Annotated in this window: 13 protein-coding genes; 11 read left to right on the top strand and 2 right to left on the bottom strand. The window is 71.6% G+C overall.

Translation table 11 applies throughout. From position 1 onward, the window contains the following. The first annotated feature begins 34 nt into the window (after positions 1-34). The 11 genes from LUTJ29_RS0112905 (at position 35) to LUTJ29_RS17425 (ending at position 14,006) form a co-directional block, all read left to right on the top strand. Positions 35-1,210 carry a phosphoglycerate kinase gene (locus tag LUTJ29_RS0112905; protein WP_027072878.1) on the top strand — a complete coding sequence of 392 codons (1,176 nt, stop codon included), beginning with the start codon at positions 35-37 and terminating at the stop codon, positions 1,208-1,210. Positions 1,211-1,356: 146 nt separating this feature from the next. Continuing rightward, positions 1,357-2,823, top strand: a complete 1,467-nt coding sequence (gene pyk / locus LUTJ29_RS0112900) for a pyruvate kinase (protein WP_027072877.1) — start codon at positions 1,357-1,359, stop codon at positions 2,821-2,823. A 191-nt stretch (positions 2,824-3,014) separates the two neighbouring features. Beyond that, positions 3,015-4,205: a CmlA/FloR family chloramphenicol efflux MFS transporter gene (gene cml / locus LUTJ29_RS17435; protein WP_144774166.1), complete on the top strand. Its 1,191-nt coding sequence runs from the start codon at positions 3,015-3,017 to the stop codon at positions 4,203-4,205. A gap of 129 nt (positions 4,206-4,334) precedes the next feature. After that, the gene (locus tag LUTJ29_RS0112890) at positions 4,335-5,348 is read left to right on the top strand and encodes a class I fructose-bisphosphate aldolase (RefSeq protein ID WP_027072876.1); all 1,014 of its coding nucleotides are present in this window, start codon (positions 4,335-4,337) and stop codon (positions 5,346-5,348) included. Positions 5,349-5,471: 123 nt separating this feature from the next. Beyond that, the gene (locus tag LUTJ29_RS0112885) at positions 5,472-5,813 is read left to right on the top strand and encodes a transcription initiation protein (RefSeq protein ID WP_027072875.1); all 342 of its coding nucleotides are present in this window, start codon (positions 5,472-5,474) and stop codon (positions 5,811-5,813) included. A gap of 275 nt (positions 5,814-6,088) precedes the next feature. Further along, the gene (locus LUTJ29_RS0112880) at positions 6,089-6,577 is read left to right on the top strand and encodes a hypothetical protein (RefSeq protein WP_027072874.1); all 489 of its coding nucleotides are present in this window, start codon (positions 6,089-6,091) and stop codon (positions 6,575-6,577) included. A 213-nt stretch (positions 6,578-6,790) separates the two neighbouring features. Beyond that, on the top strand, positions 6,791-7,900 hold the full coding sequence (locus LUTJ29_RS17430) for an efflux RND transporter periplasmic adaptor subunit (RefSeq protein WP_051323018.1): 1,110 nt from the start codon (positions 6,791-6,793) through the stop codon (positions 7,898-7,900). Between the two features lie 6 nt (positions 7,901-7,906). After that, positions 7,907-11,041 carry an efflux RND transporter permease subunit gene (locus LUTJ29_RS0112870; RefSeq protein ID WP_027072873.1) on the top strand — a complete coding sequence of 1,045 codons (3,135 nt, stop codon included), beginning with the start codon at positions 7,907-7,909 and terminating at the stop codon, positions 11,039-11,041. A 23-nt stretch (positions 11,042-11,064) separates the two neighbouring features. Then, positions 11,065-11,601: a GNAT family N-acetyltransferase gene (locus LUTJ29_RS0112865; protein ID WP_043741385.1), complete on the top strand. Its 537-nt coding sequence runs from the start codon at positions 11,065-11,067 to the stop codon at positions 11,599-11,601. Positions 11,602-11,713: 112 nt separating this feature from the next. After that, complete coding sequence (locus tag LUTJ29_RS0112860; protein WP_027072871.1) at positions 11,714-13,147, top strand: alanine/glycine:cation symporter family protein; 1,434 nt, start codon at positions 11,714-11,716, stop codon at positions 13,145-13,147. A gap of 1 nt (position 13,148) precedes the next feature. After that, positions 13,149-14,006, top strand: a complete 858-nt coding sequence (locus tag LUTJ29_RS17425; protein ID WP_051323002.1) for a TrmH family RNA methyltransferase — start codon at positions 13,149-13,151, stop codon at positions 14,004-14,006. 174 nt (positions 14,007-14,180) lie between these two features. Here LUTJ29_RS17425 and LUTJ29_RS0112850 read toward each other — a convergent pair whose 3' ends face one another. Further along, positions 14,181-15,587 (bottom strand): M28 family peptidase, encoded by a 1,407-nt coding sequence (locus LUTJ29_RS0112850; protein WP_027072870.1) that lies wholly within the window; start codon positions 15,585-15,587, stop codon positions 14,181-14,183. Positions 15,588-15,665: 78 nt separating this feature from the next. Next, a complete protein-coding gene (gene mscL, locus LUTJ29_RS0112845) occupies positions 15,666-16,079 on the bottom strand; it encodes a large-conductance mechanosensitive channel protein MscL (protein WP_027072869.1) in 414 nt (137 codons plus the stop codon). Positions 16,080-16,081: the final 2 nt, after the last annotated feature.

The following is a 16,081-nucleotide window of genomic DNA, read 5'->3' as shown; positions in this document are numbered from 1 at the left end:
ATGGATGGCTCACGCCACGCAGCGAACGATGCCCATGACCATCCTCCGCATGACCGATCTCGACCTGTCCGGCAAGCGCGTGCTGATCCGGCAGGACCTGAACGTGCCGATCGACAACGGCCGGATCACCTCCGAACAGCGCATCGTGGCCTCGATCCCGACCCTGCGCGCCGCCCTCGACGCCGGCGCCACGGTGCTGGTGACCTCGCACCTGGGACGGCCCAAGGAGGGCGAGTGGAGCGAGGAGAACTCGCTGGCGCCGGTGGCGCGCCGCCTGGGCGAACTCCTCGGCCGGCCGGTGCCGCTGGTGCGCGACTGGGTCGACGGCGTGGAGGTGGAGCCGGGCGGCATCGTCCTGCTCGAGAACTGCCGCATGAACGTGGGCGAGGGCAAGGACAGCGAGGAGCTGGCGAAGAAGTACGCCGCGCTCTGCGACGTGTTCGTGATGGATGCGTTCGGCACCGCACACCGCGCCCAGGCCTCGACCCACGGCGTGATCCGCTTCGCCCCGGTCGCCGCGGGCGGCCCGTTGCTGATGGCCGAGCTCGACGCGCTCGCCAGGGCGCTGGACAAGCCGGCGCGGCCGCTGCTGGCGATCGTCGCCGGCAGCAAGGTCTCGACCAAGCTGGAACTGCTCACCAACCTGGTGGGCAAGGTCGACCAGCTGATCGTCGGTGGCGGCATCGCCAACACCTTCCTTGCCGCGCAGGGCCTGCCGGTGGGCAAGTCGCTGCATGAACCCGACCTGCTGGACACCGCGCGTTCGATCATCGCCGACGCGAAGGCGCGCGGCGCCGACATCCCGCTGCCGACCGACGTCGTGGTCGCGCGCCAGTTCCACCCGGATGCCGAGGCCGCGGTCAAGCCGGTGGCCGAGGTGGGCGAGGAGGACCTGATCCTCGACATCGGCCCGGACACCGCCGCGCGTTACGCCGCGCTGGTCGCGAAGGCGGGCACCGTGGTGTGGAACGGACCGGTGGGCGTGTTCGAGTTCGACGCGTTCGGCAACGGCACCCGTACCCTGGCGCACGCGATCGCCGACTCGGCGGCGTTCTCCATCGCCGGCGGCGGCGACACGCTGGCGGCGGTGGACAAGTACGGCATCGCCGACAAGGTGTCGTACATCTCCACCGGCGGTGGCGCGTTCCTGGAGTTCCTCGAGGGCAAGACCCTGCCGGCGGTGGCCGCGCTGGAAGCGCGCGGCGGCTGAGATATACGGACGGGTATCGAAACGCGGTCTTTCCGCATCGCGCGGCGCCGGCGACGTCGCGCGATATCGCACCCCGGCTGGGCTAGGATAGCGGTCCCGTTCGGGCGCTTCGCCCGGACAATTCCGCCTGCAACGGTTTCCTGCCCATGTCCGAGCATCGTCGCCGTACCCGCATCCTCGCCACCCTCGGTCCGGCCACCGATCCGCCGGGCGTGCTCGACGCGATCCTGCGGGCCGGCGTGAACGTGGTGCGGCTGAACTTCTCGCATGGCGATCCCGCCGGGCAGATCGCGCGCGCGCAGGCGGTGCGTGAAGCGGCGGCGCGCGTCGGCGTCGAAGTCGGCATCCTTGCCGACCTTCCAGGTCCGAAGATCCGCGTCGAGCGCTTTGCGGAAGGCAAGGTCGAACTCAAGGCCGGCGACCGCTTCGACCTGGTCGCGCGCGAGGACGCGCCGCCGGGGACCCGCCACGAGGTCGGCGTGAGCTACCTCGGCCTGCCGGGCGACCTCGCTCCCGGCAACGTACTGATGCTCGACGACGGCTTGGTGCAGCTGCGCGTCGAGCGCATCGAGGGCGAGCGCATCGTCAACACCGTGCTCAACGACAGCGTGCTGTCAGACCGCAAGGGCCTGAACAAGCTCGGCGGCGGCCTGTCGCTGGGCGCGCTCACCGAGCGCGACCGCGAACTGATCGGCGTCGCCGCCCAGATCGGCGTCGACTTCATCGCGGTCTCGTTCTGCCGCAACGCCGAGGACATGGAGGAGGCGCGTGCGATCGCCCGCTCGCACGGCAGCGACGCGGCGATGGTCTCGAAGGTCGAGCGTGCCGAGGCGATCGAGAACCTGGCCGAGGTGATCGAAGCCAGCGACGTGGTGATGGTGGCGCGCGGCGACCTGGGCGTGGAGATCGGCGACGCCGAGCTGCCGGGGCTGCAGAAGAAGATCATCCGCGAGTCGCTGGCGCGCAACAAGGTGGTGATCACCGCCACCCAGATGCTGCAGTCGATGGTGGATTCGCCGATCCCGACCCGCGCCGAGGTGCTGGACGTCGCGAATGCGGTGATCGACGGCACCGACGCGGTGATGCTCTCGGCCGAGACCGCGGCCGGCAGCTTCCCGGTGCGCGCGGTCGAGGCGATGGCCCGCATCTGCATCGGCGCCGAGCGCCAGTTCGCCCACGACTTCGATTTCGAGAAGGCCGAGCGCGGCCTCGAGCGCGCCGACCAGGCGATCGCGATGGCGTCGATGTTCCTGAGCGAGCACATCGGCGTGGCCGCGATCGTCGCGATGACCGAGTCCGGCGGCACCGCGCGCTACCTCTCGCGCTATCGCGCCGGCCCGCCGATCTACGCCTTCTCCCGCCATGCCGGCGCGCGCCGGCGCATGGCGCTGATGCGCGACGTGTTCCCGATCGACTACGACAGCCGCGGCCAGACCCCGCGCCAGGCCGCGCGCGGCAGCATCCAGCTGCTGGTCGAGGCGGGCGTGCTGGAGACTGGCGACCGTGTGGTGTTCACCAGCGGCGAGCACATGGAAACCCACGGCGCCACCAACACCCTGCGCCTGCTGCAGGTGGGCAAGGACGGCCGCGCCGAGGGCCTCGGCGAGCTTTGACGGCCGCCGTCGATCCTTTATAGTGCGCGGCCTCCGAGCAGGCCCGCGAACATGGACTCGAAATCGTCGGACTGAATGGCCGCAGCGACAGGCTCCCTGTTGTTGCGGCTGTCTGCATGATTGTCCAACGCTGACGACGAGCAGATCGCCGCTGGATTCCACATTCAAGCGGACGATTCGTCATGCCTCCTATCCAGAGCGACGGGCCCTGGGCCCGTACCCTGCCTGCGGCCATGCTGCTGCTGGCACCCTTCAACATCCTGGCGTCGCTGGCCATGGATATCTACCTGCCGGCCGTGCCCCGCATGCCGGCGGCCCTGGGAACCACCCCCGCCGTGGTCCAGCTGACCCTGACCGTGTACCTGGTGGTGCTCGGGGTGGGGCAGCTGCTGTTCGGCCCGGTGTCGGACCGCGTCGGCCGCAGGCCCGTGCTGTTCTGCGGGGCCTTCGTGTTCGCAGCCGCGTCGTTCGCGCTGGCGGCGACCACCTCGGCCGTGCCCTTCGTGTGCCTGCGCCTGGTGCAGGCCGCGGGCGCGTCGGCGGCGCTGGTGGCGCTGTTCGCCACGGTGCGCGACGTCTATGCCGGCGATCCGCGCAGCACGGTGGTCTACGGGCTGCTCAACGGCATGCTGGCATGCGTGCCGGCGCTGGGTCCGCTGGCCGGCGCCCTGGTCATCGCGATCCTCGACTGGCAGGGCGTGTTCCTGCTGCTCGGCGCGCTTGCGGCGCTCTCGGCCCTGTACGCCGAACCCCGCTGGCGCGAGACGCGGCCGCCTTGCCGCGGACTGCGGGGCGCCGGGTTCGGGGCAATGGTGCGCAGCCCGTCCTTCCGTACCTACACGCTGGGGTTCAGCGCGGCGATGGGCACGTTCTTCGTGTTCTTCTCGACGGCGCCGCGCGTGCTGATCGACGGGGCCGGGTTCGCCGAGACGGGCTTCAGCCTCGCGTTCTCCACGGTGGCGCTGGTGATGATGGCGACCAGCTGGCTGGCCAAGCACCACATCCGGCGCTGGGGAACCGCAGGCAGCCTGGCCCGCGGCATGGCCCTGCTGCTCGCCGGTGCGGTGGCGCTGGCCGCCGGGCAGTCGTGGCTCGCGCCGTCGTTCTGGAGCTTCGTGGCACCGATGTGGATCGTGGCCGCCGGCATCGCGCTCGCGGCTTCGGTCACGGCGAACGGGGCGCTTGCCGGGTTCGACGACATCGCCGGCCGCGCCGTCGCGCTCCACTTCTGCCTGCAAAGCCTGGTCACCGGCGTCGTGGGGACGGCCTGCGTGGTGCTGCTCGATGGTGCGACCGCATGGCCGCTGGTCGTCTTCGCGTCGGGAATGGCGGTGCTCACGCTGGCGCTGCTGCGGTGGAATCCGCTTCCGGACCCGTCCTGATCCGGCCACGGGTGGCGGCGTCCGCCGCCGCCCGTTCGGCCGGAGGTGCGCCGGATCGGCGTGTCGGGCGGCAGGCCCGCCACCGGAGCCGCGTATACTTCCGCCGTCCGTGCTGCCGGCCCTTCCGAGATGAGCATCGAAGACCTCGCCGACAATGCGCGCGCACTGGTGGCCGCGGGCAAGGGCATCCTCGCCATCGACGAGTCCGGCCCTACCATCGCGCGCCGCTTCGCCGACGTGGGGCTGCCGAACAGCGAGGCCAACCGGCGCGCCTATCGCGAACTGCTGATCACCGCGCCCGGGCTGGCCGGGTCGATCAGCGGCGTGGCCCTGTCGGACGAGACCATCCGCCAGTCGACCAGTACCGGCGTGCCGTTCGCCCGCTACCTGGACGACCAGGGGATCCTGGCCGGGATCAAGGTGGACAAGGGCAGCCAGCCGCTGGCCGGCTGCCCGGGCGAGGTGGTGACCGAGGGCCTGGATGGCCTGCGCCAGCGCCTGGAGGAATACCGCAAGCTCGGTGCCCGCTTCGCCAAGTGGCGCGCGGTGATCCGCATCGGGGAAGGGATCCCCACCGGCACCTGCATCGAATCCAACAGCCATGCGCTGGCGCGCTTCGCGGCACTGGCGCAGGAGCAGGGCCTGGTGCCGATGGTCGAGCCGGAAGTGCTGATGGAGGGCGACCACGACCTCGACACCAGCTACGAGGTGCACGAGGTGGTGCTGCGTTCGCTGTTCGACGCGCTCTACCAGCAGAACGTGATGCTCGACGCGACCTTGCTCAAGCCCTCGATGGTGCTGCCGGGCAGCGATGGGGACGATGAGGCGGGCGTGGACGAAGTGGCCGAGGCCACGCTCACCTGCATCCGCTCGACGGTGCCCGCGATCGTGCCCGGCATCCTGTTCCTGTCCGGCGGCCAGGACGACGAGCGCGCCACCGCCCATCTCGACGCCATGAACCGCATGGGGCCGCATCCCTGGGTGCTGTCGTTCTCCTACGGACGCGCGCTGCAGTCGGCCGCGCTGCAGGTCTGGGCCGAGGACCCGGCCAGCAATGCCGGCAAGGCGCAGGACGCGGTGATCCGCCGCGCCCGCGCCAACGCACTCGCGGCGCTGGGGCGGTGGGAGCGCGCCCGCGCCTGAGCCGGTGTGCCCGGCGTTCCCAAGCGCCGGCCGGCATGCCCCGGCATCGCCTCGGACTGCCGTTGCGAGGCTTGCAGGAAAGACGGCCCGCGACCATGGCGCCGCCACGACACGGAGATGGACATGGCGAAGTACCTGGTGTCATTCCCGGCCGCGGCGATGGTCGTGCCCGAGGGCGAGTGGGACGCCGTCGTCCGGGACTCGCACGCGGTGATCGAGGAGGCGAAGGCGGCAGGCGTCTACGTCTTCGGCGGAGGCATCGATGCGGGCGTGGCGCCGCGGCTGGTGTCGGGCTCGGGCGCGGTGTCCGAAGGCGGCTATCCCTGGGCGCCGCCGCTCGACGGTGGATTCACGGTGCTGGAACTACCGTCCGACGACGCGGCGTTGGACTGGGCCGCGCGCATCGCCCGGGCCTGTCGCTGCGACCAGGAGCTGCGCGTCTTCGGATACGACCCGCAGTCCTGAGCGCCAGCGCGATGACGGCACGCGGCGACGACACAAGGTGGGCGGCTGCGCCGGGTATCCGCGGGAGGAGCCATGAAACGGACATGGACCATCATCGGCGTGGCCGGCGTCGCCCGCAGCGATCGCTGGCGCCAGACGCTGCCGGGCCCGCCAGGCGGCGGTCCCGGCCACGACCATGTCGGGCCGCTGCGCGACGGGGATGGAACCGTCCTGCCGTGCCTGCACCGTTGGGGGGCGTCAACGCGCTGCCTTCGACCTGATCGACGGGAGGCCCGATGTATCCGGTGACGCTGGGTTTCGAGGAAGCCGAACGCCGCATGGCGGCACTCACGCGCCATGGCCACCACGCCGAGGCGCTGATCACTTCGGTGTTCACGTTCGAGAAGACGCTGCGCCGCGCGCTGCGCTACTGCGCGGTGCAGCGCGGTTTTACCTCGCGACAGTCGAAGGTGCTGTTCGACCGCCTGGGCTTCGACAAGCTCAAGGAGCTGTGGCCGGTGTTCGCGCCCGGAGGGCAGGCGCTTGCCGCCTACGTCGGCGGTGCGTACTGGCAGCACGTGCCGGCGGCGGTGACGATGCGCAACAAGCTGGTCCATGGGGAGCGGGTGTATCCGTTGCCCGAGTGCCGGGAGCGGACCGGTCAGGTCCTGGCGGCGCTGCGCGTGTTCCAGCAGCGGCTGGTCGAGGACATCGGGTTCGACGGCTGGTCGCGGCTGCCGGTGAGGATCAAGCCGGCGTTGCCCTGGCTGGGGCCCGGGGCATAGCCCCCGCAGGCACGGCATGGTCCGCGGGCGCCCGTGCCCGCATCGGGCCAGGTGGGACGCTCCGCGGTCGGCGGCGTCCGCCCAACCGGGATGCAACGCACGAGGGGGCGCCGGGTTGACACCCGCGGCGGCCCTGCCGGGCAGGGCTTTTGGCACGCACGCCGTCACGTTGGCGCCGCTAGAATCGGCCGGTTGCCCTCGACCCGGTGGATGATGTTCGCTGATTTCCGTACCCCGTCGCTGCGCGCCCTGCTGGTTGCGGCCTGCGCGGCTGTCCTGGTTGCCGGCTGCGGGGATTCGTCCCCGTCGAACGGGTCGCGCGGCCAGGGAGCGGCCGCGGTGGTGACCACCGCGGTGGTGGCGCCGGCGCCCTGGCAGGACACCATCTCGGCGCTGGGCACGGTCAAGGCGCGCGAGTCGGTGACGATCACCGCCAAGGTCAGCGAGACCGTGGAGCGGGTGCATTTCGAGAGCGGCGACGAGGTCCAGGCCGGCGCCACCCTGGTCACGCTTTCGGGCCTGCAGCAGCAGGCCGCGCTCGAGGCCGCCGAGGCCGCGGCCCGCGAAGCGGAGCAGCAGTACCGCCGCGGCAGCGAACTGGTGCAGCAGCAGCTCATCTCCCGTTCCCAGCTCGACACCCAGCGGGCCACGCGCGACGCGGCGCTGGCGCGGGTGGCGCAGATGCGGGCCGACATCGGCGACCGTCACATCCGTGCGCCGTTCGCCGGGGTCCTGGGGATCCGCCAGGTCAGCCCGGGCGCGCTGGTTACGCCGGGGACCGTGGTCGCGACGCTCGACGACATCTCGCGGGTGTACGTCGATTTCCCGGTGCCCGAAGTACACCTGGCGCGGCTGGCCCCGGGCCTGCCGCTCACCGGCACCAGCGTCGCCTGGCCGGGCGTGCGGTTCGCCGGCGAGGTCGCCAGCATCGATGCCCGCATCGACCCGGCCACGCGCGCGGTCATGGTGCGCGGCGACTTCCCCAACGCCGAGCGGCGGCTGCGTCCGGGCATGCTGGTCCAGATCGAGCTCGGGCACACCTCGCGCGAGGCCCTGGTGGTCCCCGAGATCGCGGTGGTGCAGGTGGGTCGCGACACCTTCGTCTGGCGGGTGACCGAAGGCGGGACGGTGGAGCGCGCCATGGTGCGCCTGGGCGAACGTCGCGCCGGTGCGGTCGAAGTGCTCGAAGGCGTGCAGGCCGGGGACCGGATCGTGGTGGAGGGCACCGGCAAGCTGCGCCCGGGCATGGCAATCACCGACGCAGGCGCCCGGTCGCCCACGCCCACGCCCGCGGACGACGCCGATGCCGGCAACGAAGGCTGACCTGCGATGAAGCTGTCCGACCTCTCGATCCGGCGCCCGGTTTTCGCCACGGTCGTCAGCCTGCTCCTGGTGGTGGTCGGGCTGATGTCGTTCATGCGCTTGACCCTGCGCGAGCTGCCCAACATCGATCCGCCCATCGTGTCGGTGGACGTGACCTACCCGGGTGCATCGGCGGCGGTGGTCGAGACCAGGGTCACCCAGATCCTCGAGGACGCGCTGTCGGGCATCGAGGGCATCAACACCATCCAGTCGAGCAGCCGCAACGGCCGCGCCGACGTGACCATCGAGTTCAACCTCACCCGCGACATCGAGGCCGCGGCCAACGACGTGCGCGACCGCATCAGCCGGGTGATGGACCGCCTGCCGGACGAGGCCGATCCGCCCGAAATCGCAAAGGTGGAGGCGGACGCCGACGTGATCGTGTGGCTGAACATGCGCTCCACGACCATGGACACGATGGAGCTGACCGACTACGCCGAGCGCTACATCGTCGATCGCCTGTCGGCGCTCGATGGCGTCGCGCGGGTGCAGCTGGGCGGCAGCCAGCGCTACGCGATGCGGATCTGGCTCGACCGCGACGCGATGGCGGCGCGCGGGATCACCGCCTCCGACATCGAGTCGGCGTTGCGCAGCGAGAACGTGGAACTTCCCGCCGGCCGCATCGAATCGGCCGACCGCGACTTCACCCTGCGCGTGGAGCGCGGCTACCGCGCGCCCGAGCAGTTCGCGCAGATGCCGCTGCGCAAGGGCGAGGACGGCTACGTGGTGCGTCTGGGCGACGTGGCCCGGGTGGAGCTGGGGCCGGAGGAGCGTCGCGCCTACCTGCGCAGCAACGGCGTGCCGAACGTGGGCCTGGGCATCGTGCGCACCTCGACCGCGAACGCGCTCGACGTGGCGCGCGCGGCCCGCGCCGAGGCCGCGGTGATCCAGCAGACCTTGCCCGAGGGGACGGACATCTTCGTCGCCTACGATGGCACCACCTTCATCGATGCCTCGATCAAGCGCGTCTACTGGACCCTGGGCGAGGCCATGGTCCTGGTGTTCCTGGTGATCTGGCTGTTCCTGGGCAGCCTGCGCGCGGCGCTGATCCCGGCCGTGACCGTCCCGGTGTGCCTGATCGCCTCGTTCATCGCCCTCTACGCGTTCGGCTACTCGATCAACCTGCTCACCCTGCTGGCCCTGGTGCTGTGCATCGGCCTGGTGGTGGACGACGCGATCATCGTGCTGGAGAACGCGCAGCGTCGCTGCGACCTCGGCGAGCCTCCGCTGGTCGCGGCGCGCCGCGGCACCGCGCAGGTGGCGTTCGCGGTGATCGCGACGACCGCGGTGCTGGTGTCGGTGTTCCTGCCGGTGGGGCTGATGGAGGGCAACACCGGGCGGCTGTTCCGCGAACTGTCCGTGGCGCTGGCGTCGGCGGTGGCGCTGTCGGCGTTCGTGGCCCTGACCCTGACCCCGATGATGTGCTCGAAGCTGCTGCGCCCGCACGGCAAGGTCACCGGATTCAACGCCTGGATGAACCGCCAGCTGGGCCGGGTCAGCGCCGGCTACGGGCGCCGGGTGGAGCGGCTGGTGACGATGGCGCCCGCGCGGCTGCTGGTCGTGGTGCTGGCGGTGATGGGGGGCTGCGCGCTGGCGGCGGCGCTGCTGTTCACGCGCGTCCCCAGCGAGCTGGCGCCTGCGGAAGACCGCGGCCGCTTCTTCCTGATGATGGATGGCCCCGAGGGCGCGGGCTTCGACTACACCGTGAGCCAGATGCAGCAGGTGGAGCGGATCATCCTCGAGCAGGTGGGCGAGGGCAAGCCGGTGCAGCGCGCCAACGCGCGCGTGCCGCGCGGCTGGGGCGGCAGCGAGGAGATGCATACCGGCCAGGTGATCGTGTTCCTGGAGGACTGGAACAGGCGCGACGTGGCGACCGACGAAGTGGTGGCCTCGGTGCGCGCGAAGCTGGCGGAACTGCCCGGGGTGCTGGTGCGCGCCAACGTGCCCGGTGGCCTGGTCGGCACCCGCGGCCAGCGCTACCAGCTGGTGCTGGGCGGCCCCGACTACGCCGAGCTCGCCGAATGGCGCGACCGGGTGCTGGCGCGGATGGAGGAGAACCCCGGGATCATGGATCCCGACTCCGACTACAAGGAAACCCGGCCGCAGATGCGGGTGGAGATCGACCGCGCGCGGGCGGCCGACCTGGGCGTGTCGGTCAACGAGATCGGGCGCACCCTCGAGACGATGATGGGCTCTCGCCGGGTCACCACCTTCGTCCAGGACGGCGAGGAATACGAGGTGATGGTGCAGGCCGGGCGCGAGGCGCGGATGACCCCGGCCGACCTCGCCAACACGTACGTGCGCAGCCGCGACGGCGCTCTGGTGCCGCTGTCCAACCTGGTGACCCTGGCCGAGATCGCCGAACCGGGCACGTTCAACCGCTTCAATCGGCTGCGCGCGATCACCATCAGCGCCGGCCTCGCGCCCGGCTACAGCATGGGCGAGGCGATCGCGTGGACCGAGCGCGTGGTGGCCGAGGAGCTCCCCGAGTACGCCCAGATCGACTGGAAGGGCGAGACCCGCGAGTACCAGCGCGCCGGTGGCGCGGTGCTGGTGACCTTCACCATGGCGCTGCTGATCGTGTACCTGGTGCTGGCCGCGCAGTTCGAGAGCTTCATCCACCCGCTGGTGATCATGCTGACCGTGCCGCTGGCGGTGCTGGGCGCGCTGATCGGCCTGTGGCTGACCGGCGGCACGCTCAACCTGTTCAGCCAGATCGGGATCGTGATGCTGGTGGGCCTGGCGGCGAAGAACGGCATCCTGATCGTCGAGTTCGCCAACCAGCTGCGCGACGCGGGCCGCAGCGTGCGCGAGGCGATCGCCGAGGCGTCGGCGGTGCGCCTGCGCCCGATCCTGATGACCTCGGCGGCGACGGTCATGGGCGCGGTGCCGCTGGTGGTCGCGGGCGGGCCGGGGTCGGCCAGCCGCGCCACGATCGGCGTGGTGATCATCTCCGGCGTCGCGTTCGCCACCCTGCTGTCGCTGTTCGTGGTGCCTGCGTTTTACGCGCTGCTGGCGCCTTTCACCCGGTCGCCGGACGCACTGGCGCGCAAGCTCGAGCAGCTAGAAGCGGAGACCGCGCCCGTGGGCGGCCACGCCTGAGTCGCGGTCGCGGGAGCGCGCACGTGGACTGGAGCGGCGTGCGGATCGACGTGGGTGGCGGCGTGCGGCCGCGGCCGTGGCGCGCGGGTGACCTGGAGGCGCTGCTCAGGCACGCCGACGACGCGGAGGTCTCGCGCGGCACCAGCGACCGGTTCCCGCATCCGTATACGCGCGGCGACGGCGAGGCCTTCCTCGCCGGTCGCGTGGTCGATTTCTCCGATCCGGTGTTCGCGATCGAGGTCGACGGCCAGGCGCGTGGCGGCATCGGCGCACGGCGGCTGGCGGGCGAGCGCGCGATCGGGGCCGAGCTGGGCTACTGGCTCGGGCGTGACTGCTGGGGCAGGGGGCTGATGACGCGCGTCGTCGCGGCGTATGCGCCTTGGGTGATGGATGTGCTCGAGATCCTGCGCCTGCAGGCCGTCGTGCTGGACTTCAACCAGGCCTCGGCCAGGGTGCTGGAAAAGAACGGCTTCGTCGAGGAGGGCGTCCTGCGCCGGGCGGTGCGCAAACGCGGCGAGGTCCACGACCTGCGCCTGTTCGCCCGCATCAGGGAAGGATGAGTCGCCGGATGCCCATCGGGCGTGGCGCGAGCCGGGCCGATGCCGTTATCGTGTCGCCTTCGTCGCCCGGCGCCCGGCGCCGCGACCCATCATCACCGGGGAGAACCGATCCGTGGAAGCATTCCTTGACTGGCTGAACGGCGTCATCTGGAGCAAGGCGCTGATCGCCCTGTGCCTGGGCGCGGGACTGTGGTTCTCGATCCGGACGCGCTTCATGCAGCTGCGCAGCGTGCGGGAGATGGTCCGCCTGCTGCTGTCGGGCAAGTCCTCGGAGGCGGGGGTGTCCTCGTTCCAGGCCCTGGCGATGTCGCTGTCGGGGCGGGTGGGCATCGGCAACATCGCCGGCGTGGCCACCGCGATCGCGTTCGGCGGCCCGGGCGCGGTGTTCTGGATGTGGGTGATGGCCTTCCTGGGCGCTTCGACCGCCTACGTCGAATCGACCCTGGCCCAGATCTACAAGGAGCGCGACGACGAAGGCCGCTACCGCGGCGGCCCGGCGTACTACATCGAGAAGGCGATGGGCCAGAAGTGGTACGCGTGGCTGTTCGCGATCGCCACGATCATGGCCACCGGCTTCTTCCTGCCCGGCGTGCAGGCCAACGGCATCGCCTCGGGCATGGCCAACGCCTGGAACATCCCGGTCACCGTCACCGCGACCGGCGTGGTGCTGGCGCTGGGCTTCATCATCTTCGGCGGGGTCAAGCGCATCGCCCGCTTCGCCGAGCTGGTGGTGCCGTTCATGGCGCTGGCCTACATGCTGGTGGCGTTCGTGATCATGGTGCTCAACGCCGAGCAGGTGCCACAGATGGTGTCGCTGATCTTCCGCAGCGCCTTCGGCATGGAGGCCGGCTTCGGCGCGTTGCTGGGCCTGGCGGTGGAATGGGGCGTCAAGCGCGGCATATATTCGAACGAGGCCGGGCAGGGCACCGGTCCGCACGCGGCCGCCGCGGCCGAGGTCAGCCATCCGGCCAAGCAGGGCTACGTGCAGGCGTTCTCGGTCTACGTGGATACCCTGCTGGTGTGCTCGGCCACCGCGTTCATGATCATCTCCACCGGCATGTACAACGTCGCCTCGCCGGAGGCCGGGATGCTGGTCGAGGCCCTGCCGGGCGTGGAGGCGGGCCCTGGCTTCGCCCAGGCGGCGGTGGAATCGGTGCTGCCCGGCTACGGGGCCGGGTTCGTGGCGCTGGCGCTGCTGTTCTTCGCCTTCACCACCATCGTCGCCTACTACTACATGGCCGAGACCAACATCGCCTACATCAACCGCAAGGTGCACCGGCCGTGGATGATCCTGGTGCTGCGCGTGGCGATCCTGCTGGCGGTGATCCTGGGCGCGGTGCGCAGCGCCGGCGCGGCCTGGACGCTGGGCGACATCGGCGTGGGGCTGATGGCCTGGCTCAACATCGTCGCCATCCTGGTGCTGCAGAAGCCGGCGCTGCTGGCGCTGCGCGACTATGAGCGGCAGAAGGCGCAGGGCGTCGACCCGGTGTTCGACCCGGAAGCGCTGGGGATCCGCAATGCCGAGTTCTGGCGGCGGCCGAAGTGAGATGAGCCGCCGCCCGCCGCCGTCGCCCGGACGCGACGCGCCATGGGCCGGTCACGGGTCGCGGCGCGCGGCGTCCGGCCGCGACGCGCGCGAGCCCTCGCCGCGCCCGCGCACCGAAAGCGGCGCCCGCGACGAAGTGCGCCTCTACGGCCTGAACGCGGTCAACGCGGTGTTCGCGCGCCGGCCGCAGGCGATCCGCAAGCTCTACCTGTCGTCCGAGCGCATTCCCGCGCTGCAGTCGCTGCTCAAGTGGTGCGTGGCCAACCGCGTCGGTTACCGCGTGGTCGAGGACGTCGAGGAGCTGCGCCGGCTGTCGGCCAGCACCCACCACGAAGGCGTGGTGGCGGACGTCCTGCGCGAGGCGCCACTGGGGCTCGCGCAGTGGCTGTCGGCGCTGCCGGAGGGTCCCTGCTGCGCGCTGTGGCTCGATGGCGTCGGCAATCCGCACAACCTCGGCGCGATCCTGCGCGCGTCCGCGCATTTCGGCGTGGCCGGGCTGCTGCTGCCGGAGTCGTCCACGCTGTCGCTGTCGGGTGCGGCCGCCCGCGTCGCCGAGGGTGGCGCCGAGCACGTCCCGCTGGTGCGGCTCGGGCCCGCCGACGATGCGATTGCGCGCCTGCGCGCCGCCGGGCTGACCCTGGCGGCCACCGTGGTGCGCGACGGCGACGACCTGTTCCGGGCCACGTTGCCGCGGCGCCTGGTGTACGTGCTCGGCGCGGAGGGCGAGGGCATGGGCGAAGCGCTGGCCGCGGCCTGCGACCTGCGCCTGTCGATCCCGGGCACCGGTGCGGTGGAGAGCCTCAACGTGGCGTCGGCCACGGCGGTGCTGCTCGCGCAGTGGGCGCGGTCGACCTCGTAGGGCCGGGACGGCGGCGTGCCTCCATCCCGGCCCTCCCACGCGGTCGCGGGAGGGAGGACGGCCGCGCGGGGAAATGATCGTCAAGGGCGACCGCGGATGGACCGCCTGCCGACCGCCGGCCCCCGCTTGCGGGGCGGGCCGGGGTCGGCGTCCGCGGGCGGCGCGCCCGCCCGGCTACTCGTTCGCGCCCTGCATCGCCCTGGCGGCGCTGCCGAAGCCACCTTCGGCCTCGGCCGCGAGCCAGGCGAACACGGTGTAGGCGGCGACGTTCTGGGCGAGGTCGGCCGGATCGACCTGGTCGATGGTGTCGTCGGCGTTGTGGTGCAGGTCGAAGTAGCGGCTGCCGTCCTGGCCCAGCCACGCCCAGGCGCCGCCGATCGTGGCCAGCGGAATGATGTCCGGCCCCGGCCCGCCCTCGCCGGGCATGTATTCGATGCCCAGCGGCGCGAGCGCGGCCGCGATGTCGCGCACCGCCGCCTGCGCCGATTCGGGGGCGCTGGCGTCGAAGCCGTAGATGCGGCCCGCACCGAAGTCGCTTTCCGCGCCGATGACGTGGTTGGCGACCTCGCCGGAATGGCGCCGCGCGTACTCGCGCGCGCCGATCAGCCCCTGCTCCTCGTTGGCGAAGGCGACCACGCGGATCGTGCGGCGAGGGCGTTGCGGGAGCTGCCCGATCAGGTGCCCCGCGGCCATGGTGATCGCGATGCCCGATGCGTCGTCCACCGCGCCGGTGCCCAGGTCCCAGGAGTCGAGGTGGCCGCCGATCAGCACCACTTCCTCCGACGCCTCGCGGCCGGTGATTTCGCCGATGACGTTGTGCGAGGTGTAGTCCGCGCCGGTCCAGCCGCAGTCGAGCGCCAGGCGCACGCGCACCGGGCCGCGGCGCAGCAGCCGCGCCAGCTGGTCGGCGTCCGGCAGCGCGACCGCCGCCGACGGAATCGGCTCCAGTCCCTCCTCGAAGCGCGTGAGGCCGGTATTCACCACCCGGTGGCGCGTGGTGCCGAGCGAGCGCATCAGGAAGCCGACCGCGCCCTTGCGGATCGCCTCGGACGGGCCGCGGCTGCGCACGGGGCCGGCCTTGCCGTAATTGCTGCCGTCGTGCGCGCGCTCCATCGGCTGGTCGACGAAGGCGATCTTGCCCGCCAGCGAACCCTCCGGAGCCGCACGTAGCGCCTCCAGGCTCTCGAAGCGCACGACCTCGCCCTCGACCGTGCCGCCCGGGCTGCCGCCGAGCGCGGTCACCACCAGTGGCTGCGCGTGTGCGCCGAGCACCTCCGCGCTTTCGCCGCGGCGCTCCCAGGTCGGGAAGGTGACCGGTTCGATCCAGACCTTGTCGTAGCCCAGCTCCCGCAGCTTGGCCTGGGCCCAGGCCACGGCGCGCGCGTCGGCCTCGCTTCCGGCCAGGCGCGGGCCGATCTCGGTGGTCAGCGACTCGAGCACCTGCCACGCGGTGCCGTCGGCCAGGGCGCGCTCGCGAAGCTGGGCGGCGGTGTCGAGTGCCGATGGCGGGATGCGGGTCTCGGCGGCGACGCCCTGGGCGGGCAACAGGCAGGCGGCCAGCAGCAGCGTGGCAAGGCGCATCGTGGGGGTCCTCCGGGGAAAGCGTGCCCGCGCGAGCCTGCCGGCCCGCGGCGGGATCCGCATGTGCGGAAAGTCGGGTTACTTCCTGAGCGAGTCGCGGATCTCGCGCAGCAGCACCACTTCCTCGGACGGCTCCGGCGGCGCTTCGGGGGCGGGCTCGGGCTTGCGGTGCAGGCGGTTGATGGTGCGCACCACCATGAAGATCGCGAAGGCCACGATCAGGAACTGGACGATGGTGTTGATGAACTCGCCGACGCCGATCGTCACCGCGGGCACCTCCTCGCCGGCGGCGTTGACGGTGGCCTCGCGCAGGGTCCAGGCGAGGTCGGAGAAGTCCACGCCGCCCAGCAGCAGGCCGATCGGCGGCATGATGATCTGGTCCACCAGCGAGGTGACGATCTTGCCGAACGCGGCACCGATGACCACGCCGACGGCGAGGTCGATCACGTTGCCGCGCATCGCGAATTCCTTGAACTCGGTGATCATGCCCATGG

The organism is Luteimonas sp. J29 (assembly GCF_000472505.1).
GTDB lineage: Bacteria > Pseudomonadota > Gammaproteobacteria > Xanthomonadales > Xanthomonadaceae > Luteimonas.
The sequence above is the reverse complement of the archived record's forward strand: the minus strand, read 5'-3'. Positions and strand labels throughout refer to the sequence as shown.

Excerpts from the sequence above, each read along its gene's own strand:
- mscL (WP_027072869.1), bottom strand. The coding sequence starts at position 16,079 with ATGGGCATGATCACCGAGTTCAAGGAATTCGCGATGCGCGGCAACGTG.
- pyk (WP_027072877.1), top strand. The coding sequence starts at position 1,357 with ATGTCCGAGCATCGTCGCCGTACCCGCATCCTCGCCACCCTCGGTCCG.
- LUTJ29_RS17430 (WP_051323018.1), top strand. The coding sequence starts at position 6,791 with ATGTTCGCTGATTTCCGTACCCCGTCGCTGCGCGCCCTGCTGGTTGCG.
- LUTJ29_RS0112885 (WP_027072875.1), top strand. The coding sequence starts at position 5,472 with ATGGCGAAGTACCTGGTGTCATTCCCGGCCGCGGCGATGGTCGTGCCC.
- LUTJ29_RS0112890 (WP_027072876.1), top strand. The coding sequence starts at position 4,335 with ATGAGCATCGAAGACCTCGCCGACAATGCGCGCGCACTGGTGGCCGCG.
- LUTJ29_RS0112870 (WP_027072873.1), top strand. The coding sequence starts at position 7,907 with ATGAAGCTGTCCGACCTCTCGATCCGGCGCCCGGTTTTCGCCACGGTC.
- LUTJ29_RS0112880 (WP_027072874.1), top strand. The coding sequence starts at position 6,089 with ATGTATCCGGTGACGCTGGGTTTCGAGGAAGCCGAACGCCGCATGGCG.
- LUTJ29_RS17425 (WP_051323002.1), top strand. The coding sequence starts at position 13,149 with ATGAGCCGCCGCCCGCCGCCGTCGCCCGGACGCGACGCGCCATGGGCC.
- LUTJ29_RS0112850 (WP_027072870.1), bottom strand. The coding sequence starts at position 15,587 with ATGCGCCTTGCCACGCTGCTGCTGGCCGCCTGCCTGTTGCCCGCCCAG.
- LUTJ29_RS0112905 (WP_027072878.1), top strand. The coding sequence starts at position 35 with ATGACCATCCTCCGCATGACCGATCTCGACCTGTCCGGCAAGCGCGTG.